Source organism: Hymenobacter bucti (assembly GCF_042681145.1).
Classification (GTDB): Bacteria; Bacteroidota; Bacteroidia; order Cytophagales; family Hymenobacteraceae; genus Hymenobacter; species Hymenobacter bucti.
The window spans coordinates 527,047-550,533 of sequence record NZ_JBHUFD010000018.1 but is presented as its reverse complement, the minus strand read 5'-3'; the positions used below and the strand labels follow the sequence as shown (position 1 = coordinate 550,533).

The 23,487-nt window shown below is 62.4% G+C and carries 16 protein-coding genes; 7 read left to right on the top strand and 9 right to left on the bottom strand.

Features of this window, described 5'->3' with window-relative positions; all coding sequences use genetic code 11:
- Positions 1–52: 52 nt before the first annotated feature.
- Positions 53–820, bottom strand: coding sequence for a TrmH family RNA methyltransferase (locus ACFSDX_RS21530; RefSeq protein ID WP_382317349.1), 768 nt, complete (start codon positions 818–820; stop codon positions 53–55).
- Between ACFSDX_RS21530 and ACFSDX_RS21525 the strand changes: the two genes are divergently transcribed.
- Positions 820–3,618 carry a BamA/TamA family outer membrane protein gene (locus ACFSDX_RS21525; protein ID WP_382317347.1) on the top strand — a complete coding sequence of 933 codons (2,799 nt, stop codon included), beginning with the start codon at positions 820–822 and terminating at the stop codon, positions 3,616–3,618. The two genes, ACFSDX_RS21530 and ACFSDX_RS21525, sit on opposite strands and share 1 nt — an antisense overlap.
- A gap of 31 nt (positions 3,619–3,649) precedes the next feature.
- Here ACFSDX_RS21525 and ACFSDX_RS21520 read toward each other — a convergent pair whose 3' ends face one another.
- From ACFSDX_RS21520 to aroB, 7 genes are all read right to left on the bottom strand, one after another.
- Complete coding sequence (locus tag ACFSDX_RS21520) at positions 3,650–4,915, bottom strand: metal-dependent hydrolase family protein (protein ID WP_382317345.1); 1,266 nt, start codon at positions 4,913–4,915, stop codon at positions 3,650–3,652.
- Between the two features lie 165 nt (positions 4,916–5,080).
- Complete coding sequence (locus tag ACFSDX_RS21515) at positions 5,081–6,415, bottom strand: glycoside hydrolase family 28 protein (protein WP_382317343.1); 1,335 nt, start codon at positions 6,413–6,415, stop codon at positions 5,081–5,083.
- Positions 6,416–6,571: 156 nt separating this feature from the next.
- Positions 6,572–8,773, bottom strand: a complete 2,202-nt coding sequence (locus ACFSDX_RS21510; RefSeq protein WP_382317341.1) for a penicillin acylase family protein — start codon at positions 8,771–8,773, stop codon at positions 6,572–6,574.
- A gap of 136 nt (positions 8,774–8,909) precedes the next feature.
- Positions 8,910–9,500, bottom strand: a complete 591-nt coding sequence (locus ACFSDX_RS21505) for a hypothetical protein (protein WP_382317339.1) — start codon at positions 9,498–9,500, stop codon at positions 8,910–8,912.
- 23 nt (positions 9,501–9,523) lie between these two features.
- Positions 9,524–10,738, bottom strand: coding sequence for a PAS domain-containing sensor histidine kinase (locus tag ACFSDX_RS21500; RefSeq protein WP_382317337.1), 1,215 nt, complete (start codon positions 10,736–10,738; stop codon positions 9,524–9,526).
- Between the two features lie 152 nt (positions 10,739–10,890).
- Complete coding sequence (locus ACFSDX_RS21495; protein ID WP_382317335.1) at positions 10,891–12,132, bottom strand: 3-phosphoshikimate 1-carboxyvinyltransferase; 1,242 nt, start codon at positions 12,130–12,132, stop codon at positions 10,891–10,893.
- A 166-nt stretch (positions 12,133–12,298) separates the two neighbouring features.
- Positions 12,299–13,339 carry a 3-dehydroquinate synthase gene (aroB, locus tag ACFSDX_RS21490; RefSeq protein ID WP_382317333.1) on the bottom strand — a complete coding sequence of 347 codons (1,041 nt, stop codon included), beginning with the start codon at positions 13,337–13,339 and terminating at the stop codon, positions 12,299–12,301.
- A gap of 155 nt (positions 13,340–13,494) precedes the next feature.
- Here aroB and ACFSDX_RS21485 point away from each other — a divergent pair, with 155 nt between their 5' ends.
- Positions 13,495–13,938, top strand: a complete 444-nt coding sequence (locus ACFSDX_RS21485; protein WP_382317331.1) for a hypothetical protein — start codon at positions 13,495–13,497, stop codon at positions 13,936–13,938.
- 82 nt (positions 13,939–14,020) lie between these two features.
- Here the strand turns inward: ACFSDX_RS21485 and ACFSDX_RS21480 are convergent, their stop codons facing one another.
- Positions 14,021–15,151 (bottom strand): chorismate mutase, encoded by a 1,131-nt coding sequence (locus ACFSDX_RS21480; RefSeq protein WP_382317329.1) that lies wholly within the window; start codon positions 15,149–15,151, stop codon positions 14,021–14,023.
- Between the two features lie 191 nt (positions 15,152–15,342).
- Between ACFSDX_RS21480 and ACFSDX_RS21475 the strand changes: the two genes are divergently transcribed.
- From ACFSDX_RS21475 to ACFSDX_RS21455, 5 genes are all read left to right on the top strand, one after another.
- Entirely contained in the window at positions 15,343–16,545 is a 1,203-nt protein-coding gene (locus ACFSDX_RS21475) for a proline dehydrogenase family protein (protein WP_382317327.1), read from the top strand.
- A 207-nt stretch (positions 16,546–16,752) separates the two neighbouring features.
- On the top strand, positions 16,753–17,133 hold the full coding sequence (locus ACFSDX_RS21470) for a hypothetical protein (protein ID WP_382317325.1): 381 nt from the start codon (positions 16,753–16,755) through the stop codon (positions 17,131–17,133).
- Positions 17,134–17,342: 209 nt separating this feature from the next.
- Positions 17,343–18,218 (top strand): hypothetical protein, encoded by an 876-nt coding sequence (locus ACFSDX_RS21465; protein WP_382317323.1) that lies wholly within the window; start codon positions 17,343–17,345, stop codon positions 18,216–18,218.
- Between the two features lie 494 nt (positions 18,219–18,712).
- Positions 18,713–22,072: an efflux RND transporter permease subunit gene (locus ACFSDX_RS21460; RefSeq protein WP_382317321.1), complete on the top strand. Its 3,360-nt coding sequence runs from the start codon at positions 18,713–18,715 to the stop codon at positions 22,070–22,072.
- Between the two features lie 89 nt (positions 22,073–22,161).
- The gene (locus ACFSDX_RS21455) at positions 22,162–23,358 is read left to right on the top strand and encodes an efflux RND transporter periplasmic adaptor subunit (protein ID WP_382317319.1); all 1,197 of its coding nucleotides are present in this window, start codon (positions 22,162–22,164) and stop codon (positions 23,356–23,358) included.
- The last annotated feature ends 129 nt before the right edge of the window (positions 23,359–23,487 follow it).

Sequence of the window (23,487 nt, the reverse complement as noted above, 5' to 3'; positions counted from 1 at the left end):
TTTGTCGGGCCTCCTCGCAATGGCAGCTGTCTGCTTTCTAATGCTGCCGCTCCTACAGATTCCGAAAGAAGTTATCGAGCAAAATCGCGGCTGACACGGCCACGTTGAGGCTTTCGGCGCGGCCGCCGGGGCCGTGCGGAATGTGCAGTCGCCGCGTGAGCTGGGCCGCCACGTCTTCGCTCAACCCGTGCGACTCGCTGCCCATCACGAGCACGCCGGCGGGTTGTAGGGTGAGGCGGTGCACGTTGTCGCCCTCCAGGTCGGCGCCGTAGATGCCGACTTCCTTGGGCAGCGTGCCAAGCCAGGCGCCTAGGTCGCGGTCGGCCCACACGGGCACGCGGCCGAAGGCGCCCATGCTGGCGGCCACGGCTTTGGGGTTGTAGGGGTCGGCGCAGTTTTCGCTCAAGACCAGGCCGGGCAGGCCGTACCAGTCGGCCAGGCGCCAGAGGGTACCTAGGTTGCCGGGGTCGGCCACGTTGTCGAGGGCCAGCACGAGGCGGCTGGCGGGCAGCGCGCCCGGCAGCGGCGGCTCGGCGGGCTGGGATACTACGGCCAGTGCGGCGGCGTTGGTTTGCAGGGTGCCGAGCTGGGTCAGCTCGTCTTCGGAGGCCAGGTGCAGGGGCACGCCGGGCGGCAGCTGGCGGCTGGCGGCCAACTGCTCGGCAAAGGCCGTAGTAGCCACTACGTGCTCGATGCCAAGGCCGGAGCTTAGCAATTCTAGCACGCTTTTGGCACCTTCGACCAGGAAGGCGGCGTGGCGTTGCCGATATTTGCGCTGATGCAGCGCCCGGACGTATTTGGCGAGGGCTTTAGATACCATTGGAGAAAGTACGCAAACTTACGCTGGCCCCCGGGCTTGGGCTGCTACTGGCGCTGCTGGGGCTGGCTGTGGGCTGCTCGCCGCTGCGCCTGCTTCAGCCCCAGCAACGCCTGCTCACGCAGGTGGAAGTGGAAAGCCACGACCTGAGCCCCGCCCAGCAAGAGCGCCTGCTGACGCTGGTGCAGCAGAAACCCAACCGCAACCTGCCCATTCCGCGGCTGGCGGTGTACCAGCTGGGGCACTCGTTCTACGACTCGGCCAAGATTCGCCAAAAAATCGAGCGCATCCAGGCCAAGTACGCCAGCCAGCTGGCGGCGGCCGGCACCGACTCGACCAAGGTCGGCAAGTTAGCTGCCCGCCGCGACAGCCGCCTGCAACGCAAGGAGCAGGCCCTGGCCAAGGGCAACGCCATTATGCGCCTGGGCGAGCCACCCGTTATCTACGACCCCGACCTGAGCCAGCGCACCGTGGACCAGCTCACGACCTACCTGCGCTCGCAGGGCTTTTTTCGGGCGCGGGTAACCTATACCGACTCGGCCCGCTCGAAGCGCAGCCTGGTCGATGGCCTGCTGCGCGCGCTGCAAGTGCGCAACAAGCCCGTGCACGCCGTACCGCTGCGCGACTCGGCCGGCCAGCGCCTGCACCGGCGCGTAACCGTAACCTACCAGGTGCAGGAAGGCCCCGGCTTTACGCTGAGCCAGTACACGCGCAGCATCCCCGACTCGGGGGTGGCGCGCGTGGTGGCGCAAAGCCAGGGTGCCGCGCTGCTGCACGTGGGCGATGCCTACAACGAAGACCTCATCGGGCAGGAGCGGCAGCGGCTAGAAGCGCTGCTCAAGAACGCGGGCTACTACGATTTTCGGGCCCAATTCATTACCCTAGAGGCCGATACCAGCTTTGAGAAAGCGCGGGTGCGCCTGGGCTTGCTCATTGCCAGCCCGGCCGGCGGGCACCGCCGCTACCGCCTGCGCCAGGTTACGATGCTGGCCGATGCCGCCCAGGGCCGGGTGCTGCGCGGCCTCACCGGCGACACGGCCCGCGTGGGCCGGCGCCAGCGCCTAGGTCGGCAGGGGGCCGAGGCACCGGCAGCACCCGAGGCGGAGGGCTCTATCGGCCGCATCTCAACGGCCAACATGCCGGCCGGGGTTACGGCGGCCGCCGTGTCCGACTCGCTGGCCGCCCGGCGCCGGGGGCGGCCACGCCTGGCCCCACGCGACACGGTGCGCTACGACTCGGTGGCGTTTGCCAGCCGGGGGCCGCTGCCCATCAAGCCCAGCATCCTCGTTCGCCAGATAACGCTGCGCCCCGGCCAGTTCTACAACCTAAGCCGTACCCAGCGCACGACGCGCCAGCTGTCGGCGCTGGACATGTACCGGTTCAATAACGTGGCGTTCAGCAAGGTGCCGGACGCCAAAGGACTGGCCGGCGACACCCTGGCGGCGCCCGCCACCGACCACTACCTCGATGCGCTGGTGACGGCCTCGCCCAGCCCGCGCTTTGCCGAAACCACCGAGTTTGGGGGCACCTACGTGGCCGGCAAGCCAGGGCCGTTTGTGAACGTGCGCCTGAAGTGGCGCAACCCCTTCCGCGGGGCCGAGGTGCTGGAGCTGAGCGGCCGCGTCGGGTTTGAGGGCCAGCTGGCGCGCCTGGGCAATGCCGAAAACGAAACCGACGCCGTGTATACCACCCAGTACGGCGTGACGGCGGCCCTGGTGCTCCCCAAGTTTTTGGCGCCCTTCAACACCAGCCGTTTGCTGCGCGATGCCCAGCCCCGCACCCGGCTCTCGCTTTCTTTCACACACAGCAAAACGCCCTACTACACCCGCAACAACGGCGAGTTCACCTTCGATTACCTCTGGCAAACCTCGCCCTACCAGCAGTATATCTTCACCCCGATTGATATTGGCTTGGTTAGCACGCCCACTATTACCGGCTTCTACCAGGCGCGTCTCGACAGCCTGCGCATCTTCCAGGGCAGCCCGCTGTACCAGTCGTTTCGGCCCATCTACGAGCCTAGCCTCAGCTTCACGTCGGTTTATAATTCCAACGATATCAACCAGACCCGCAGTGCGCGCTACCTGCGCCTGTTTGTGGAGGTGGGCGGCCTCACGCGGGGCTTGTATCAGAATAAGAGCTGGTTTGAGAACACCGGGCTGCGAGTCTACAACTTCGCCAAAATTGCGGCCGACTACCGGCGCTATTACCAGCTCTCACCCCAAACCTACCTGGCTTGGCGCCTCAACGGCGGTGTGGCCCACGCCCTCACCAAGAGCCCCGACATCGACGGCACGCTGGCCGACCGCTACATCATTCCCTACGATAAGTACTTTTTTACGGGCGGCTCGAACAGCGTGCGGGCCTGGAGCGCGCGCCGCCTGGGCACGGGCACCTACGCCACTACCCTGCCGGTACGCAACCCGGATGGCTCCTACAGCATCACCCGCGACTACTACACCGAGCAGCCCGGCGAGCTACTGCTCGAAGGCTCGGTAGAGTACCGCTTCCCAGTGTATTCCTTTATTAAGGGCGCCTTGTTCACTGATTTTGGCAACGTCTGGACGCTCCAGCCCGACGACGCTCGGCCCGGTGCCGAGTTCCGGCTCAACACCTTTGCCAAGCAGTTTGCGGTGGGCTCGGGCCTCGGCATCCGCTTCGATTTCACGTTCCTGATTCTGCGCTTCGACATCGCCACCAAGGTCTACGACCCCACCGCCGCCGAGCCATGGACCATCCGCAACGTCTTGAGCCAGACCCGCAACCAAACTGCCCTCAACATCGGTATCGGCTACCCATTCTAGGGTGGTCGTAACGCGACCTTTCCAGTTCGCGCTACGGTACTACTACGCCGCCTTTCATCACTAGCCGCACCTGGCGCAGGGCCTGCACCTGCTGGGTGGGGTCGCCAGCCACGGCCACGAGGTCGGCGAGCAGGCCGGGCGCCAGGCGGCCCCGGTCGGCGAGGTGGAAAATGCGGGCGTTGCCGCTCGTGGCGGCGCGCAGCACTTCTAAGGGACCTACGCCGTATTCCTGCACGAGCAGTTCCATTTCGCGGACGTTATCGCCGTGGGCAAATACGCCCACGTCGCCGCCCACCACCAGCGTTACGCCGGCCTGGCGGGCGGCCTGCATGGCGCGGCGCTTGTCGAGCACGCGCGGCGGCGCAGGGTCCTGGCCCTTCTTCCAACCGCGGTACTGCGAGGTGGCGTCGGTGGCGGCCACGGTGGGGCAAAACGCCACGCCGCGCTGCTTCATCAGCCGGAACACTTCGAGCGTGCCGCCATCGCCGTGCTCGATGGTTTCGACGCCGGCCAGCGTGGCCCGGCGCATACCCTCGGCGGTACTAGCATGGGCCACCACGCCCCGGCCCGCCGAGCGCGCCGTTTGCACGATGAGCGTCAGTTCTTCCTGCGAGAACGTGGGCTGGGTCGTGCCACCTGGGCCCCAGCGGTAATCGGCGTACACCTTTATTACGTCGGCCCCGTGCCCGATTTGCTCGCGCACCGCCCGGATGATGCCATCGACCCCATCGGCTTCCTGCGCGCCCTGGGGCAGGTCCTCCACGGCCGCCAGGTGCGGGCCGTAGCTGCCCGTAGCCACCAGCGCCCGCGTGGCCACCAGCAAGCGCGGCCCCGGAATAATACCCTGGTCAATGGCCTGCTTGAGGCCCACATCGGCGTAGCCGGCACCCTCCGTCCCTAGGTCGCGGGCGGTGGTGAAACCGGCCGCGAGCGTGCGCCGGGCGTGTACCGTGGCCCGCGCCACGCGCAAGGCCAGCGGCTCGGTCAGCACCTGGTCGTTCCAGCTGGTTTCATTATAAGGGTGCAGCAGCAGGTGCGAGTGCCCCTCAATGAGGCCCGGCAGCAACGTGAGGCCGGGCAATTCCTGGATGGTCGCGCCGGCCGGCACCGTGAGCTGCGCGGCGGGCCCTAGGGCTTTTATTTTATCGCCCTCCACCAACACGGCCCAGCCGGGGTGCAGGTCCTGGCCGTCGAAGACGGCGGCGGGGCGCAAGAGCGTGACGGTGCCTTGGGCGCTACCTAGGAGCGGCAGCAGTAGCAGCAGGCAAAAGCAATAGCAGAATAGTTGGTCCTTCATGCGGCAAGGGGCGTCGGTAGCTAGGCAGCACGCGCTTCCGGCAAGGTAGTACGCGGCAGACGCTGCCTCACAAAAAAGCCACCCCACAACATGGGGCGGCTTCTACCTAGGATGTGCTACCGGGTGAGCCGGCTGGGTGCTAGCTGCCTCCAAATGGCCCCACCGCTAATCAGGGCGCAGCGGCTGCGACGGCCCGGCCGGAATGTCGCCCGCTTTGGCCGCCTGCACCGGCGTGCCGTTCAGGGTCACGTTGTCGAAAACGATGCTAGGGTACTTGTTGGTGAACGTGGCTTTGGGCGAGGTGGCCGTCACATTTTTAAAGACGATGTTTTCCACCTTGTCGGTCGGGTTGCCGGCCAGCAGGGCAAACTCGCGGCACTGCACCTGCACGTTGGAGATGCGAATGTTGCGGATAGTGCCAAAGGGCTTTTCAGCGCTGCCAGCCAGGTTGAAAAACTGCGTCCAGGGCGAAAGGCTCACGATGGTGCCACACTTGCCGGTGATATTCTCGATGTTGATGTTTTCGTAGAGCTGGTACGTATCGGGGCGCATTTTGAAGAGCAGCACCGGCCGGTCATTGTCCATCCGGCAGTTGCGCATCGTGATATTGTTGGCGTGGATGCACTCGCTGCCGCAGGTGAGGGCGGCGTGCACCTCGCCGAAGGTGCAGTTCTCCACCAACACGTCTTCGATGGGGCCGTTTTCGGGCAGGTTTTGGGCGTCGGGGCCCTTGCCGCCCTTAATGCACACGCCATCGTCATTCACCGAAATGTAGCAGTTACGAATAACCACGTGCTTGCACACGTCGATATCGACGCCATCGGTGCTCGGCGCCTTCACGGGCCGAAAGGGCGAGCGGATGTCGCAGCCCTCGATGAGCACGTTGGTGCACTGGTACAAGTGCGTAGTCCAGAAGCCTGCGTTGTGCAGTTTCACGTCTTTAATCGTCACCTTGTCGCAGCCCCAGATAAAGAGTAGCCGGGGCCGGTGCACCTCCAGGTTGGTTGACGATTTGCCGGCTTTCGACATCGAGTCGCGGTGCGCCCAAAAGCCCTTCCAGAACTTCAGCCCGTTGCCGTCGATGGTGCCGGGCCCCGTAATAGTGAAGCCGTTGACCTTGGTAGCATTAACGAGCGCCGCGTAGTAATCCAGCTTCTGGCCTTCCATCCGCGACGGCACCAGCGGATAATCGGCGATGTTATCGGAGCCCTTGAGCTTAGCCCCGGCCAGCAGCCGCAGCTGCGTATTGAGCTTAAAAAACAGCGCGCCGCTCAGAAACACGCCCTTCGGAATCACAATCGTGCCGCCCCCACCGGCGCTCGCCTTGTCGATAATTTGCTGAATGACCCTTGTACTCAACTTGGTGCTATCGGTGCCCACCCCGTATTTAGTGATGAGGTATTCTTTGGGCGCGGCAGCCTTACTGAGCGTACTTTCACTTCGGAAAGGCAGCGAAAACGTAGCCAGCCAAGCGGTTAGCAGCGCAATAATTATTTTCATGGGCGAGTAAGATTCGTATGTAGCACGAAGAACAGGCTCCCCGTTGCGCCAACCATACTGTAGTTACCTGATATTGGCTTCGTAGCGCGGACTTTCAGTCCGCGAGTGGTAGACGTTTGAGACTCACGGACTGAAAGTCCGCGCTACTGCCCGCTCCTACTCGCCCGGCCGGTACGCCCGCTCCACGTGCTGGGCCACGTCTTCGGGGTAAAACCACACGTCCTTAAACTGGCCTTCGCAGTAGAGCGGGGCTTGGTCAGTGAAGTGCTTGGTACCCGGCTGGCTGCTGGCGCCGCCCGTGACTACGGAGCGGGCCACTACCCTAGGGCCAAACTCGACTACGGCCACGAAACTGTTGCCCACGTAGCCGTAGCGGCGGGTAGTGCCGGGGTAGGTTTTGGCCCCAAACGCGGCCAGTGAGCCCCAGGCCGACGACGTAAACGCCACCGGCAGGCTGGGCTGCTTATCATCATACGTTTCCTGGATGCGGCCGGTGAGGCGCTGGTAGCGGTTGACCTCGCCCCAGGGCGTTTGCCACTTGCCAAAGTCGCGGGTGAGCTCGCCCAGGGTTTCGGTGAGGGCGGCCACTTTTTCCTCGGGCGTGGTGTGTTCGATGGTAAAGGCCGTGAGACTGAGGTAGTCCAGGGGCTGACCGGCGGGCACGCGGCTGCGGCCCAGCTTCAGCACGCGCTCGCCCCAGTAGATAGCCAGCGTCTGGGCCACCGAGGTTTTGGCGTAGCGCAGGTTCCAGGTACGCAGCGTTTCCACGGCCTGCTGCAATTCCTGCGGGAAGGGGTCGCGGGGCGAGTCGGCCAGCAGCTGGTAGTCGCTCAGTAGGGCGGGTACCAGCTGCTCGAAGCCGGCTAGGTACGAGTCGTTGGCCGCCGCGATGAGGGTATCGAGGGTGAAGCTTTGCTTGCGGCTCAGCACCCGCACGGCGTTGATGCCGCGGTAGTTTTCGGCGTCGGGCGCCATATAAGTCGGGTACTTGGCCGGGTCGGGGCTGCTGGCCGGGCCCGCTACGGTGTAGGGTGTGGCGTTGCAATTCTGGATAAAGCCGCTGGCGGGGTTTTTCACTTGCACCAACTCGCTCACGGGATGCAGGCCGCGCCACTCGGTGCTGTCGGAGCGGCCTTCCACGGGCCGGCTCCAGTCGTAGCCGGCCGGGCGGCGGGGCATAAAGTTGCCGTGCCAGTAGGCGATGGTGCCGGTTTTATCGGCGAAGACGGTGTTGTTGGTGGCGTTGCCGTTCAGGGCCATCACCTTCTGAAAGCTGGCGTAGTCGGTGGCCTTGGTGCGCAGGTACGACTGCTCTAGGGCAGCCAGCGGGGTATCCATCATTTTCACGGTCACCCACTTGCCATTCAGCTCGCCCACCACGGGGCCGTGGCTAGTGCGGTAAATGGTGAATTTACGGCGCAGCAGCTGGCCGTCTTTGCGGTAGGCCAGCGACACTTCTTCGGTCTGCATCGGGCGCGGCTGGCCGTTGTAGCGGTAGGTGTACTTACCATCCTGCTGGGTCACGGTTTCGAGGTACTCGTCCATCGAGTCGGCCTGGCTGCTGGTGTGCATCCAGCCGCAGCTGGCATTAAAGCCCTGGTAGATAAAGAACTGGCCCCACGTCACGGCGCCGTAGGCGTTGAGGCCGGCTTGGCTGGTCATCTGCACCTCCGAGCGGAAGTAGAACGAGGTATGCGGATTTATCAGCAGCAGCGCGTGCCCGCTGGCGCTCTTGCCGGGTGCAATGGCAAAGCCGTTGGAGCCGGTGGGCTCGCGGTCGAACTTGTCAAAGTCGGGCCGCTGCCAGGAAGTCGTTTTTTGCTGGCTATAGAACGCCTTGATGCGCTCGACCGGCACCACGCTCACGTTGCCCCCGATACTACCCTCGCTGAAGAGCAGCGGCATCCAGGGCTGGAACCGGCGCAGCAGCCGGGGCTGCACCGTGGGGTGCGTGGCGAGGTAGTAGTTGGTGCCCGCCGCGAAGCCGTCGAGCAGCTGCTTCATCCAGGCCGGGCTCTGCTTGTACACCGCAATGGCGCGGGTTGTGTCCATAAACAAGCGCGCCCGCAGGTCGGTGTAGAGCGCCGCCTCCCCTTCTACCTCGGCCCGCCGACCTAGGGCCTCGAGGTAGTTGTCCTCGACCCGGGCAAAGTCGTCTTCGCACTGCGCGTAGAGCAGGCCAAACACGGCGTCGGCGTCGGTTTTGCCGCTCACGTGGGGCACGCCCCAGGTATCGCGCACGATGCGCACCTGCTGGGCCTGCTGCCGCCAGCGCGCTACTTCAGCGGGCTTGAAGGCTTGGGCGTGGCTGGCTGAAGCCGAACAAAAAACAAGACTAATAAGGAGGAATGGCCGCATAGGCGCGCAAAATACACCATTCCGCCTAGCTCTGCCCGGTACTCCGTTCCTGCCGAAGCTTGGCTACAGTAGCGGCCAGGTAAGCGCCGGGCAGCGCACTCGCCAAGGCTAAGTACTTCGTCAGCAGCCCCTCATCCTACCCGTGTTCAGCCAGCACAAGCAAGCAGGCTAGTTGGGCGTGTTCGTCGCTCACCTGCCCCCAGCATTGCTGCGCCAAGTCTTTAATTGCGGGGTAGCGCAGTTTGGCCAGCGAAGCCAGCGCGCAGGTTTTCGTGTAGTCGTCCGCCTCACGGTAGAGGGCCAGCAATACGCGCTCCAGCTCCGGCGTCAGCGCGGCGAATTTCCGGCAAGCAACTGCAAACTGATACTTTGCATCGGCAAACTCTCTGGGCGTCAGGGTTGCAGCTTTAGCGGCCAGGCGCAGAAAATCCGCTTGTTTCAGCACGCCTAGGTTGGATAGCTGCTCGCCGGGACTAAGCCAGGCAATGAGCCAACCCAGGTCCCAGTTTCTGGCAACCAGGTACAGCAAGTCGGTTTGCTCATCGTCGGTGAGGGCAGCCACCCCATCGGCCGCCAACAACGCCGTGACGTACGCCGCCACCTCCTTCCAGTGGGGGTAGCCAGCATCATCCACATTTAACTGGTCTATCTCCTCGGCTGTGTAATTCGCGGTCAGCCATTGCCGAAACTGCGCAACCAGCTCAGGCAGCTTATTTGCTGCTACCATTATACGGCAGTTGGCGGCCCACCTTATTTCAGGTCGATAAAGAAAGTAGTGCCTTCGTTTTCAGTGCTTTCCAACCATATTTGCCCCTGGTGCATTTCCACTATTTGCTTGGTAATGAACAGGCCCAGCCCGGTCGTGGTGTCGCCGTAGAGGCCGGGGCGGGAAGCGGTGCTGAATTTATCGAACACGTGCGGCTGCAGCTCGGCCGGAATACCCAGGCCGGTATCCTGCACGGTGAGGCGCACGTGGCCCTCGTGCGCTTGCAGGCAGACCTTGATGGTGCCGTCGGCGGGCGTAAATTTCAGCGCGTTGCTGAGCAGATTGTCGAGAATGCGGCCAAATTTATCGCGGTGAATGGCTACGTGTATTGTCTCCGTGGGTAGGTCCAGCACCAGGGCTATCTTTTTTTCCTGGGCCGCCACGCGAAACACTTCCAGCCGCTCCTGCAAAAAGGCGTTGAGGTCGGTGCGGTGGGTTTCCAGCCGAGTCGACTCAAGCTGCCCCAGGTACAGCACATCCTTGAGCAGGACATTGGCAGTTTCGCACGACTGGTTGGCCAGCGTCAGCAGCTTCTGCACGTCTTGCTGCGCGCTACCGGGCTCTATTTGCAGCACCCCCGCGTGGCTTTGCAGCAGCGCCACCACTATTTTGATGTTGTTGATGGGGTTTTTCAGGTCGTGCGCCACCAGGTGCATGATGGTTTCCTGGGCATCGTAGAGGCGCTTATGATTGATGGCCAGCTTCTTGCGTTCCGAAATATCTTCTAGGGTAGTGTAGCCCAGCTCGCCCGCTTCGTCCTGAAACAGCACCGACGTTACCTGGCACCAAAACGAGGAGCCATCCTGCCGAATCAAGCAGGTTTCCAGCACGAAGTAGGGCAGCTTGTGCGCCCACAGGCTTTCCTGCAGGTGGGTCCAATCAGCCTTGTGGTCGGGGTGGGCAAACTCGATAATCTTCCGCCCCACCAGCTCTTCGGCTTTCTCAAAGCCCAGCATAGCCAGCACCGCCGGGTTTACCTGCTTGATGACTAAGTCGCTGTCAATAATCTTATTGCCCAGCGGCGAGTGGTCAAACACCGTGCGAAAACGCACCTGGCTTTGCTCGTATTTGTCCTCTTTGGCTTGCTGGTTGGCCTGCGCCGCCTGGTCGGCGCGCAGCTGCTGGTTTTCCAGGCGCAGGGCATCCAACTCTTCCTGCAAAGAGCGGGTAGTAGACGGAGGTAGGCTGGCAGGCTTCATGGCAAAATAACAGAAAAGAGGCCGGAAGGTAAGCCGAAAGTTAGCGCGTTGCGGCAGGCTTCGGTGGCCCGCCGCCGTAGGCTTCCCAATAATATCGCCCTTCATCTATAAATTAACTTGCTTACTTAAAGACACTTATGTCTTGACTAAAGCTACGCTAACCCTACTTTAGCCAGCTCGCGCCAGTAGCTGGGGTACGACTTGCGCACCACCTGCGGCTCGGCCACCGTGAGCGGCCCGCGCAGGGCCAGCGGCGCAAAGGCCATGGCCATGCGGTGGTCTTCGTAAGTCGCTACTTCCTGGCCATTCACCGCAAAGTTGTTCGATTGAATCTCGAACACGCCCGGCGCCACCTCCACCATGTCGGCCCCGAACTTGCGCAGCTCGTTTTGCACGGCCGCGATGCGGTCGGTTTCCTTGATGCGCAGGCTGTCGAGGCCGGTGAGGCGCAGCGGCACCCCTAGGGCCGCCGCCACCACGGCCACCGTCTGGGCCAGGTCGGGGCAATCGGTGAAGTCGAGGGGCTGGGCCAGCAGCTCGGCTACGTCGAGCGGTACCTGGGTCAGGCGCACACCGCCCGCAGCGGGCAGAAACTCGGTGGCCACGCCCAGCGCCGTCATAATGTGCTGAATGACGTGGTCGCCCTGCCACGACTGCGCCCGCAGGCCCGGCAACGTAATGGACGAGCCCGCCGGGGCCAGCGCTACCAGCGCGTACCAGTAGCTAGCCGCCGACCAGTCGCTCTCCACCTCGTAATCGGCCGGGCGGTAGCCGCCGGGCTGGGCCGCCACCAGGTCGGGCGCCAGCTCCGCGGCCTGGGCGCCAAAGTGCTGCATCAGATTCAGGGTGAGGTGGATGTAGGGGCGCGAGCCCACTGGCCCGGTCAGGCGCAGGCGCAGGCCGCCGGGCAGCGCCGGCCCCACCAGCAGCAAGGCCGAAATGTACTGGCTGCTGATGTCGCCGCGCACGGCCAGCTCGGCGGCGGGCGTCGTCAGCTGCCCCCCGCTGAAGCGCAGCGGCGGGTAGCCTTCGCGCTCCACGTAGTCGATGGTGGCACCTAGGGCGCGCAGCCCATCCACGAGCACCGCAATGGGCCGCTGCTTCATGCGGGCCGCGCCGGTGAGCACGCCGCGCCAGCCACTCACGGCCAGGTAGGCCGTCATAAAGCGCATTACGGTGCCGGCGTCTTCGGCGTCGAGCAGGTCGGCGGTGGCGGCCTGGCCGAGCAGGCGCTCCATCAGCACGGTGTCGTTGGCCTCCGACAGGTTGGTGAGCGTGCCGCCATCGGCCAGCTTTTGGGCTAGCAGGGCGCGGTTGCTTTCACTTTTGGAAGCCGGCAGGTGGGCGGTGCCTTGGAGCGGGCCGCCGGCCCAGGTCAGGGTTTGGTGATGCATGATATTGTTAGTCGTCCGTCATGCTGAGCGCAGCGGAGTCGAAGCATTTTGGCCGCTTCATTGCTAACGCCAGGAGTTAGTCTACCAGCCAAGATGCTTCGACTCCGCTCCGTCTCTGCTTGATGCGCAGCATGCTCAACATGACGGGCGTGATTTTGAATTGAAATCAAATCGAGTTGTAATACTGCAAGCTCGCCGCTACCTCGGCCAGCGTAATAGGCTGGTCGAATACGCCGTGCCCCAGGCCCCGCAATAGGGTGCAGTTGATGACGTCGCCGCGGTTTTTCTTGTCCTGCACGGCGTAGGCCGCGATGGCTTCCGTTTCCAGGGTAATGAAGGATATTTTGCCAAACGCGGCGCCCACCACTTCCTGCACCTCGGCCAGCTCGGCGGCCGGCAGCAGCCCGCGCTGCACCGAGAGCCAGCTCTCGCAGATGAGGCCGGCCGCCACGGCTTCGCCGTGGCGCACCTCGCGGCCAGCTTGCGTGAGCAGGTAGCTTTCGAGGGCGTGGCCCACGGTGTGGCCAAAGTTGAGCAGCTTGCGCGGCCCGGCCTCGTGGGGGTCCAGGGCCACAATCTGCTCCTTCAAGGCCACCGAATGCCGGATGATGGGCGTCCAGTCGGCCACTGCCGCCGCGTCGAGCCCGCCTAGGTCCGCAAAAGCCGCCGCGTCGGCAATGAGCGCGTGCTTGATGATTTCGGCGTAGCCCGAGCGCAGCTCGGCCGGCGGCAGCGTGGCCAGAAAGCCAGGGTCGATGAACACGCCCGCCGGCTCCTGAAACACGCCGATGTGGTTTTTGAAGCCTTCAAAATCGACGCCCGTTTTGCCGCCCACCCCGGCATCGACCTGCGCCAGCAGCGTGGTCGGCAGCACGGCGCACGCCACGCCGCGCTTGTAAGTGGCGGCGCAAAAGCCCCCTAGGTCGGTAACCACGCCGCCGCCCAGGCAGACCAGCAGCGCGTGGCGGTCGGCCTGGTGCTGGGTCAGCCAGGCCCACACTTGGCCGCAGGTGGCCAGGGTTTTATACTCCTCGCCGGCCGCAATGGTCAGCTGCTCGTGGGCGGGCAGGTGGGGCGCCAGCAGGGGGTAGCAGTCGCGGGCGGTGTTAGTATCGGCCAGTACAAATAGGCGGCTCGGCGCACGTTGCCGCACAAAATCGGCCAGCGCGGGCAGCGCTTCGGGACCAATGACAAGGGAATTTTTCACTACCAGGCTATTAAGCTAACGGCGACAATCAGCCGCAAAGAAACGGCGGGCGGCCCGGCATTTTATAGCACGGCCTGCAACCAAATTGCATATCACTGGCTCCCTTCCGTACCTTCAGCTTCTTCCCACTCTCCCTAGGCTCCCTTTTTTGCTTCATGACCAAGCCTCTCCTCTTCGCACTGCTCGGGCTGTTTTCACTCACTGGCTGCGAGCAAAGCGCCGACGACATCCGGCCCGCCAACTACGATGTACTGGCCATGGAAACCGGGCATTGGGAATGGGATGGCACCTCCTTTTTCGGCCCGCAGTACACGCCCGCTAGCGTGGGCTATTCGCGCCAGCTAATTTTTACTGCCAACAATCGGCTACTGCTGCGGCGCTCCAACCAAGCCGAGCAGGTCATCAATTACCAGCTAGCGGTAGGAGCGGGCGGCCTGCCTACGGTTACCTTCAACACGAATGAAGCGAAGCTGGCCAACAGTGACGTTAAATATTACCAGATTACCCCACACGACGGCCAGCAGCTGCTCCAGCTGGCTGGCGAAGGGGCCGCATTCGACGCCGGCGGCTACGAGACCTACCACTGGGTGAAGGAATAAAATAATAGGTAATGAGCGTAGTGGGTAATGGGAGTAATGCTGAATAATCATTACTCCCATTACCCACTACGCTCATTACCTATCACAATCCTGGCCCTAGGTGCGCGGGCCCGTCGATGGGGCGGCCGTTGAGCACTTCGGTTTGCTGGCGGATGCTCTCGATGTGAATGAGCTTATAGAGCTCGCCCACGAATTTTTCGTCGATGTTGAGCTTTTTGCCCCACTCGGGGCGGGTTTTGAAGATTTCCTGCCAGCGCTCGAGCTGCAGGATTTTCACGTTGTTCTCCTTCTTGTACTCGGCCAGCTCTTGAATGAGGGCCATGCGGCGGGCCAGCATTTCGAGGATTTCGTGGTCGGCAGTGTCCATTTTCTGGCGCAGCTCCTCGGCCTTGTTGCGGTAGTCGGCGTTGTCGCTCGAGCGGTAGCGGTACTTGAGCTCGCTCAGGATTTCCTGCAAGCGGGCGGGCGTCACCTGCTGGGCGGCGTCGCTCAGGGCGTTATCAGGGTCGGGGTGCGTCTCGATGATGAGGCCATCGTAGTCGAGGTCCAGCGCCTTCTGCGCGATGGGCAGCAGCAAGTCGCGCGAGCCGCCAATGTGGCTGGGGTCGTTGATGAGCGGCAGCTGCGGGTAGCGCGTTTTCAGCTCAATCGGGATGGCCCAGGTAGGCGCGTTGCGGTAGCGCGAGGGTGCAAACGTGCTGAAACCCCGGTGGATAGCCGCCAGGTCGGTGATGCCGGCGCGCTCTAGGCGCTCGAGCGCCCCGGCCCACAGCGCCAGGTCGGGGTTCACAGGGTTTTTCACCATCACGGCTTGGCCGGTGCCGGCCAGGGCGTCGGCCAGTTCCTGCACCGCGAAGGGGTTCACGGTGGTGCGCGCCCCAATCCAGAGCACGTCGATGCCGTGTTTCAGGGCTTCTTCCACGTGCTTGGGCGTGGCTACCTCAATGGCCATGGGCAGGCCGGTTTCGGCGCGGGCGGCTTGCAGCCAGGGCAGGGCGGCGGCGCCGCGGCCCTCAAAGCCGCCAGGCTTAGTGCGCGGCTTCCAGATGCCGGCGCGGTACATGTCGGCCTGGCCGGCCGCCTTCAGGGCGCGGGCCACGGTGAGGACTTGCTCTTCGGACTCGGCCGAGCACGGGCCGGCGATGATGAGGGGTTGGCCCTTCTGGGCCAGCCGACGGGTGAAGTACGTGTCGGCGGTAGGGGTATTTTCCATGGGTAATTGATGGCCTAGGCGCCGCGGGCCGGGGCGGCGGGCAGTCGGGGCCCGGGCTTGCGGCGCCTAGGCTGCTTTGCAGCCCTAAAAGTACTTCGGCTGCGCCGAACCGGGTTCGAAAGGCCGACGTTACCTTCGTGGCGCCAAGCGCTTTCTTGCCCCGCTCCCACTCACCGTACCGAACCTAGTCTATGGCTGCCCCTATTTCTGCCGTACCCGTCGCGCCCCTTTCCTTCGAGGATACACGCATTGCCTTCGAAGCCAAGTCTGATACCGACCTGCGCAAAATGTACGCGCTGTTTGCGGCCATGAACAACGGCAGCTTGGTCAAAACGGGCGGCGGACTCATGAAAGCGGCGTTGAAATTCAGCTTGCCCGGCACGAAATTCCTCATTAAGAACTCGATTTTTAAGCAGTTCTGCGGCGGCGAATCTATTAAGGAGTGCAAGCCGGTAATTGCTGAGCTGGGCCGCTACCACATTGGCACCATCCTCGACTACTCGGTGGAGGGCACCGGCAACGACCAGAGCTTTGACCGCACCCGCGACGAGATTCTGGCCACTATCGAGCTGGCCTCCACTACGCCCAACATCCCCTTCTCGGTGTTTAAAGTGACGGGCCTCATGCCCACCGCTTTGCTCGAGAAAATGCAGGCCGGCACCGCCCTCACCGAGGTCGAGCAGGCGGCCTTCGCGCGCGGCCAGCAGCGCCTCGATGCCTTGTGCACCCACGCCCACCAACGCAGCGTGCGCCTGTTTGTGGATGCCGAGGAAAGCTGGTTTCAGCAAACCATCGACGACCTAGCCGAGGCCATGATGCAGCGCTACAACCAAGAGCGCGCCATTGTCTGGAACACCTACCAGCTGTATCGCCACGACCGCCTCGAGGCCCTGGAAGCCGCCCACGACCGCGCCGAGCAGGCTGGCTACTACCTAGGGGTGAAGCTGGTACGCGGCGCCTACATGGAGAAGGAGGCCCGCACCGCCAAGCAACGCGGCTACCAAAACCCCATCAACCCCAGCAAGCAGCACACCGACGACCTCTACAACGAGAGCCTGCGCTACTGCGTGCAGCACATCGACCGCGTGAGTTTGTGCGCGGGCACGCACAACGAGGCCAGCTCGCTGCTGCTCACGCAGCTTATGCAGGAGGCCGGCTTGGCGCCCGGCGACGAGCGCGTGTGGTTTGCCCAGCTCTACGGCATGAGCGATAACCTAAGCTACAACCTTGCCCACGCTGGCTACCACACGGCCAAATACGTGCCCTACGGCCCCGTGGAGGCCGTAATGCCCTACCTGCTGCGCCGCGCCGACGAAAACACGGCCATCTCGGGCCAGAGCAGCCGCGAGTTTCTACTCATTCAGCGCGAATTGCGCCGCCGCCAGGGCCGCTAGGCAGGTTTTTTGCAAAGTTTGGCAAGGTTGCTGTGGTGCAACGCAATGACCTCTTTTGGGCTCTTACCTGGGCAGTGCTTCGGTAGCCGGGCACCAATCCGACACGGAGTATTTCTGCGTATATACTATATTATTCCGTTACTTTAGCAGCTGCCCTCCCACCCACGGCTGCTTGGCCCACCTAGGGCCGCTTCTTTCTCACTTCGTATGATTACCCGCCTTCGCCACTACCTCATTCGCTACGCCCGGCAGCAGGCCGGCACGGTTAGCTACCTCACGCTGCTGCAAGAGACTGAACTAGGGCTGAATCTGGATATCTCGCACGAAAAATCGCGGCTCAACGAAATGCTCGCCGAGATTTCAACCGAAGAGCACGCCGCCGGCCGGCCCCTGCTCAGTGCCTTGGTGCGGGTGCAGGGCTCCAAAGGGCAAGGTGATAATTTTTATAAGCTGTGCGAGCGCCTGGGCTACGGCGAGTGGCGCAGCCTTAAGCAGGACGAGGACTTCCTCAAAGGCTTGATTAAAGACTGCCGCGAGTTTTGGCAAAAAGAAGCGAATTATGCGCAGTACGCGCTTAATGAAGCCTAAGAGCCCGCTTCTTTTTGGTACCTGCTTCACTATCTGCAAAAAGCCCTGGCCTAGCGTCGGGGCTTTTTTTATGCGCCTGCCCCAGGCTGTCTGGCGCCCGCCCGGCGGGCGTTGTGGACGACGTAACCCACGTTCGGCTTACCCCGTTAAGCTAGACGTCGCCAGACATACTGTGCTGGTTCCTTTTCCACCCAAACTATACTTTTGCCATGAGTACCAACGATGCAAACAACCCGATGAACAGCGGCACCGGCGCCGGCGCTAACTACGGCACCAGCAACACCGGTACCGGCCTCGGTAACAGTGGCAACCTCAGCACCGACAGCACCACATATGGCGCTGGTACGGACCGTGATGCCACCCAAAGCGGCGCCGCCGCTGCCGCCGATGACCTAGTAAACCCCACCGCTGGCCACCCCGGCGATGATTACAGCGCCACCGCCAAAGGTGCGGCCGTAGCCGGCACTGCCGGCGCCGCAGTAGGCCGCGGCATTGATGCCGTGCAGAACACCGCCGACCGTGCGGCCCACGCCGTGAAGGACGCCGTAACCGGCGAAGAAGACAGCTACCGCGAAGGCAGCACTACCAGCGGCATTTTCCGCGACCGTAGCAGCGCCGAGAAAGCATACCAGTCGATGCACGAGCGCGGCTACAGCAAGGACGACGTGCATTTGATGATGTCGAACGAAACCCGCGACACGCACTTCGCCGACGGCACGCACACTGAGCTAGGCGACAAGGCTATGGAAGGTGCGGGCGTAGGCTCGGCCATCGGTGGCACGGCCGGCGCTATTATTGGCGCCATTGCGGCCATTGGCACGTCGGTAGCTCTACCGGGCCTAGGTCTAATTATTGCTGGTCCGATTGCCGCTGCTTTGGCTGGCGCTGGTGCTGGTGGCCTCACGGGCGGCCTGGTAGGTGCGCTGGTAGGCTCGGGCATCCCTGAGGAGCACGCTGCCGAATACGAAGAAGGTATCAAAAACGGTGGCATTGTGATGGGTGTGAAGCCCCGCAACGCCGAGGATTCGAAGTACTTCGAAGAGCAGTTCAAGAACAACGACGCTGACAAAGTATACCGCTACTAAGTGGCCTTGCATAACAAAAAAGCCTCTCCCAGCCGGGAGAGGCTTTTTTGTTATGCTTCGCTGGCTCTACTTATTGCTGCTGGGCCTAGGTCATTCTTAACAACGCCGGGCGGGGCCAATCTTGCCGCTACGTGGTGACGAGCACGGGCAAAACACGCGCGCTGCATTGTACTTTTTTCTGGTTAGTGGTCAATAAATAGTCAACCTCGCCGGGCTTTATCTGCAACGTGGGAACCGACTAGGTGTCCCTTGGGCTTTAAGCTACTTCGCGCGGCCGCCTCCTAGCTAGGCTGTTTACGTACCGCCTAGCCCGAGCGAATGAATTATTAATGAACTAGTTGCCAACTGCACGCATCGCCGGCAACTCGCTGGCCTAATTTTAACTTGCCCACAACCATTCCTGGCAAAACCAGTTTTAGTACAGAATTTGGGCGTTGGCAGTGCGTGTTTTTATAACAACTGAACGCCTGGGCCGTGGGCCTTTAGCATAATATATGTGGATAGTAAGACTAGCGCTGGCGCGGCCCTACACCTTCGTGGTGATGGCGCTGCTCATTTTGATTGGGGGCGTGCTGACGATTCAGCGCATGGCGGTGGATATTTTCCCCGACATTCCGATTCCGGTCGTGGGCATTGTGTGGACGTACTCGGGCATCGCGCCCGAGGAAATGAACCAGCGCATCGTAGTGCCGGTCGAGCGCGCCATCACCACCACCGTAGCTAACGTAGAGCACCAGGAGAGCCAGAGCCTCAAAGGCATCGGGCTGATTAAGGTGTTCTTCCAGCCTGGCTCGGACCCCGATGCGGGCGTGGCGCAGCTCACGGCCATCAGCCAAACGCTGCTGCGGGTGCTGCCGCCCGGCATCACGCCGCCGCTCATCATCCGCTATTCGGCTTCCAACGTGCCGATTGCGCAGACTTCGCTCAGCTCGGAGACCCTAGGGGAATCGGACTTGTTTGACGCGGCCAACGCCTTTATCCGGCCCGGCCTGGCGGTGGTGCAGGGCGCCTCGGTGCTGCTACCCAATGGTGGCAAGCCCAAGCAAATAATGGTGGACCTTGACCCCAACAAGCTGGCGGGCAAAGGCCTGAGTGGCAATGACGTGGTAAACACGCTGCTGGCGCAGAATGTGATTATTCCGGCCGGCTCGGCCAAGATTGGCACCCGCGAGTACGACGTGCGGCTGAACTCAAGCCCCGAGGCCGTGGCCTCTCTCAACGACTTACCTATAAAGACTACGCCCGAGGGCACCACGGTCTACATCCGCGACGTAGCTTTTGTGCACGAGGGCGCGGCGGTGCAGCAAAACGTGGTGCGCCAGAACGGCCGCCGCACGGCCATTATTCCGATTCTAAAAAGCGGCTCAGCTTCCACGCTGGCCATTATTGATAAAATCAAGCAGGCGCTGCCGAACATTCAGGCCAATGCACCCCCTGGCCTGAATATAAAGCTCTTGTTTGACCAATCGTTTTTTGTGCGGGCCAGCATCAAGGGCGTTATTATTGAGGCCAGCATTGCGGCGGGCCTCACGGCGCTCATGATTCTGCTGTTTCTCGGCTCGTGGCGCTCGACGCTGATTATCGCCGTCAGCATTCCGCTTTCGATTCTGGTCAGCATCATCGTGATGAATATTCTGGGTCAGACCCTGAACATCATGACCCTAGGTGGCCTTTCGCTGGCCGTAGGCATCTTGGTGGATGACGCGACGGTGGAAATCGAGAACATCCACCGCAACATGGGCCAGAAAAAGGGCCTCAAACGCAGCATTCTGGATGGGGCGCAGCAGATTGCGACGCCCGCACTGGTGGCCACGCTGGCCATTTGCATCGTGTTTGTGCCAGTGTTTTTCCTAGGTGGCGTGGCCTCGGCCATTTTTGCTCCGCTGGCTACGGCGGTTATTTTCGCCATGCTGGCCTCGTATATTCTCAGCCGGACATTGGTACCGACGCTGGTAATGTACCTGCTGCGCAAGGAGTTGCCCATCTACCACGCTCAGGAAGAGGAAGAAGTGCCGAGCGCCCACTTCCGCAACGGCCGCGAGGTGAGCCAGCACGAGCGCGACCTAGCCCGCTTGCAGCGCCAGCAGTTCGAGCACGCGCACCCTAGCGGCACGGCCGAGGAAGAAGCCGAGCCCGACAGCACCGACGCCGAGCGCCGGGCCGCCGAGGGCATTACCAAAAGCTGGGTGTGGCGCCTGCACACGGCGTTCGAGCATCAGTTCGAGAAATTCCGGGCCACTTACACCAATGCGCTCGACTGGTCTTTGGACAACCGCAAGAAGGTCGTGACGGCCTTTGTGGTGGTGTTCATTGGCTCGCTGGGGCTGTACCCATTCATCGGCCAAAACTTCTTCCCGACGGTGGATGCCGGCCAGCTGCGCCTGCACATTCGGGTGCCCACCGGCACGCGGGTGGAGGAAACTGAGCGTCGCTTCCGACAAGTGGAGGAGATTATCAAGCAGGTAATTCCGAAGGATGAGCTGGACCTGGTGCTGGATAACATTGGCCTGCCGGCCATCCCTATCAACTTGCTGCTGAGCGACAACCCCACCATCGGCGCTGGCGACGGCGAGATTTTGGTGAGCATGCACGAAGAGCACGGCCCCACGGGCGAGTACATCGAGGAAATTCGCCGCCAGATTCACAAGCAATATCCCGACCTGGTTATCTTCTTCCAGCCGGCCGATATCGTGAATCAGACGCTGAACTTCGGCCTGCCCGCGCCGATTGATATTCAAGTGACGGGCCGCGATAAGGCCGCCAACCAGCGCATTGCGGGCGAGCTGAAACTGAAGATAGATAAAGTGTCGGGCATCGTTGACGCTTTTGTATACCAAGCCTTTGACCAGCCCCAGATTCGGCTCGACATTGACCGGGTGCGAGCCCAGCAGGCGGGCCTGACCCAGCGCGACATTGCCAACAACGTACTAGTCAATCTCTCGTCGAGCACTCAAACCACGCCTAACCAGTGGCTGAACCCGCAAAACGGCGTGAACTACACCGTGGCCGTGCAAACGCCCCCGAGCCAACTGTCCAACATCGACGAGCTCGGTAATATAACCGTGACCGGGGCGGCACAGCCCAACCCCCAGCTGCTCACCAGCTTCGCGCAGCTGCGCCGCACTGAGACTACGGCGGTGGCCTCGGACTATAACATTCAGCGCACCGTGGACCTCTACGCCAGCGTGAGCCAGCGTGACCTAGGTGGCGTGAGCGACGATGTGCGCCAGATTATTGCGGAGGCGCAGAAGAAGGCGCCCAAGGGCACCACCATCATTCTGCGTGGGCAGTCGGAGTCGATGCGCACCTCATTTATCGGCCTAGGGCTGGGAGTGGCGGGCGCTATCCTACTGGTTTACTTGCTAATGGCGGTGAACTTCCAGAGCTGGCTCGACCCGCTCATCATCATCACGGCCCTGCCGGGCGCGCTGGCGGGCATCCTGTGGATGCTCTTCATCACCCAAACCACGCTGAGCGTGCCGGCCCTGATGGGCGCCATCATGTGCATCGGGGTGGCCACGGCCAACTCGATTCTGCTGGTGACTTTCGCCAACGAGCGCCGCGAGGAAGAGCCCGACCTCGACCCGCGCGACGCGGCCCTCGACGCCGGCTTCACCCGCCTGCGCCCGGTATTGATGACGGCCCTGGCCATGATTATCGGCCTGCTTCCCATGTCGCTCGGCATGGGCGAGGGTGGCGAGCAAAACGCCCCCCTAGGCCGCGCCGTGATTGGCGGGCTCACGCTGGCCACGGTCACGACTCTGTTCTTCGTGCCGATTATGTTCTCCTACCTTAAGAAAAAGCACGAGCAACCCGCTGAGGCCCAGCCCGAGCCGCAGGCCCAAGCTGCTTAATAGTACCTTTTCTCTTGGCCGCCTCCCCGCGATGAGGTGGCCGAACACACTCTGCGAAAGCTCCTTTCACTTCGCGTAATCTCGCGCTAATGTCAACTGAAGAACGAAACAGCGGTAGTGGCCGCTTCTGGCTGCTTATTATTATTGCCTTAGTGGTTTTTGCGGGCTTATTCGTGCTGGGCTGGCTGCCCCGCCACCGCAAAAACGCCACCCGCGACGAAGAATCACACGCGCTAGCCAGTGCCAAGCCCGTAGTGACGGTGCAGCCCGCCAAACCCGCGCCCAACACAACCAGCGTGACGCTGCCCGCCGACCTGCGCTCGCAGCACGAAACCGAGCTGTTTGCCCGCGTCAATGGTTTTGTGCAGAGCTGGAAAGCCGACATCGGCCAGCATGTGCGCCGCGGTCAGGTGCTGGCCACCATCACCACGCCCGAGCTCGACCAGCAGATTGCCCAGGCCCAGGCCAACCTAGCGCTGGCCCGCACCTCCTACGGCCGCTTGCAGAGCGTGACGCTGCCGGGCGCCATTTCGAAGCAGGAGCTCGATGCTGGCCAGGCGCAGTACGCTGCTCAGCAGGCCGCCGTGCGGCAGCTGCAAGCCCAGCGCTCGTTTCGCCAAGTGGTGGCGCCCTTCAACGGTACCGTAACCCAGCGCAATGTGGACGTGGGTACGCTCGTGACGGGCGGCAACGCCACGGGCACCCAGCTGTTTAAAGTAGAGCAAACCGATACGCTGCGCGCTTTTGTGGATGTGCCGCAGAACTTCGTCACCAACATTCGGCGGGGCTTGCGCGCGCAGGTCTTGGTACCCGAGTTTCCTAACCAGCCCTTTCAGGGGATAGTGGCCCGCGATGCGGAAGCCCTCGACCCCCAAACCCGCACCCTGCGCACCGAAGTGCGCCTGCCCAACCGCCAAGGCAAGCTGCGCCCCGGCTCCTACGGCCAGGTGCGTTTCGACTTGCCGCAGACAGTACCCACCGTCTTGATTTCGGCTAATGCACTAGTGCCCAGCGGTACCGAGCAGAAAGTAGTGATGGTGCAGGACGGCAAAATCCACTTCCAAGCCATTGTCGTGGGCCGTGACTTTGGCTCGAACCTCGAAGTAAGCCAGGGCTTGAAAGGTGGTGAGCTACTGGTTATCAACCCCGCCGAAAATCTTATCGAAGGCCTAGCTGTGGATACGAAGATGGCCGAAGCGCCGAAGAAGCCCGCTGGTCCGCCGCCCGCGGCGCCCCGCCCCAACGACCCCGACGCGCCGCGGGTGTCGTCGCCGCTGGGCAAGTAACCGGTGACTACTATCTGTTATTGCGAGCATGTTGCACATCAAGCAAGGACGAAGCAATCGCACTAGCCACTAAAGCAGCACTCAAGCAGTTCGTTCTGATACGATTGCTTCGCTGCACTCGCAATGACA

What these genes read in the sequence shown, in the direction of transcription:
- ACFSDX_RS21465 (WP_382317323.1), top strand. Translation starts at nt 17,343, where the DNA reads ATGAGTACCAACGATGCAAACAACCCGATGAACAGCGGCACCGGCGCC.
- ACFSDX_RS21495 (WP_382317335.1), bottom strand. Translation starts at nt 12,132, where the DNA reads ATGCATCACCAAACCCTGACCTGGGCCGGCGGCCCGCTCCAAGGCACC.
- ACFSDX_RS21505 (WP_382317339.1), bottom strand. Translation starts at nt 9,500, where the DNA reads ATGGTAGCAGCAAATAAGCTGCCTGAGCTGGTTGCGCAGTTTCGGCAA.
- ACFSDX_RS21475 (WP_382317327.1), top strand. Translation starts at nt 15,343, where the DNA reads ATGGCTGCCCCTATTTCTGCCGTACCCGTCGCGCCCCTTTCCTTCGAG.
- ACFSDX_RS21510 (WP_382317341.1), bottom strand. Translation starts at nt 8,773, where the DNA reads ATGCGGCCATTCCTCCTTATTAGTCTTGTTTTTTGTTCGGCTTCAGCC.
- ACFSDX_RS21530 (WP_382317349.1), bottom strand. Translation starts at nt 820, where the DNA reads ATGGTATCTAAAGCCCTCGCCAAATACGTCCGGGCGCTGCATCAGCGC.
- ACFSDX_RS21470 (WP_382317325.1), top strand. Translation starts at nt 16,753, where the DNA reads ATGATTACCCGCCTTCGCCACTACCTCATTCGCTACGCCCGGCAGCAG.
- ACFSDX_RS21485 (WP_382317331.1), top strand. Translation starts at nt 13,495, where the DNA reads ATGACCAAGCCTCTCCTCTTCGCACTGCTCGGGCTGTTTTCACTCACT.
- ACFSDX_RS21455 (WP_382317319.1), top strand. Translation starts at nt 22,162, where the DNA reads ATGTCAACTGAAGAACGAAACAGCGGTAGTGGCCGCTTCTGGCTGCTT.
- ACFSDX_RS21460 (WP_382317321.1), top strand. Translation starts at nt 18,713, where the DNA reads ATGTGGATAGTAAGACTAGCGCTGGCGCGGCCCTACACCTTCGTGGTG.
- ACFSDX_RS21500 (WP_382317337.1), bottom strand. Translation starts at nt 10,738, where the DNA reads ATGAAGCCTGCCAGCCTACCTCCGTCTACTACCCGCTCTTTGCAGGAA.
- ACFSDX_RS21520 (WP_382317345.1), bottom strand. Translation starts at nt 4,915, where the DNA reads ATGAAGGACCAACTATTCTGCTATTGCTTTTGCCTGCTGCTACTGCTG.
- ACFSDX_RS21515 (WP_382317343.1), bottom strand. Translation starts at nt 6,415, where the DNA reads ATGAAAATAATTATTGCGCTGCTAACCGCTTGGCTGGCTACGTTTTCG.
- ACFSDX_RS21480 (WP_382317329.1), bottom strand. Translation starts at nt 15,151, where the DNA reads ATGGAAAATACCCCTACCGCCGACACGTACTTCACCCGTCGGCTGGCC.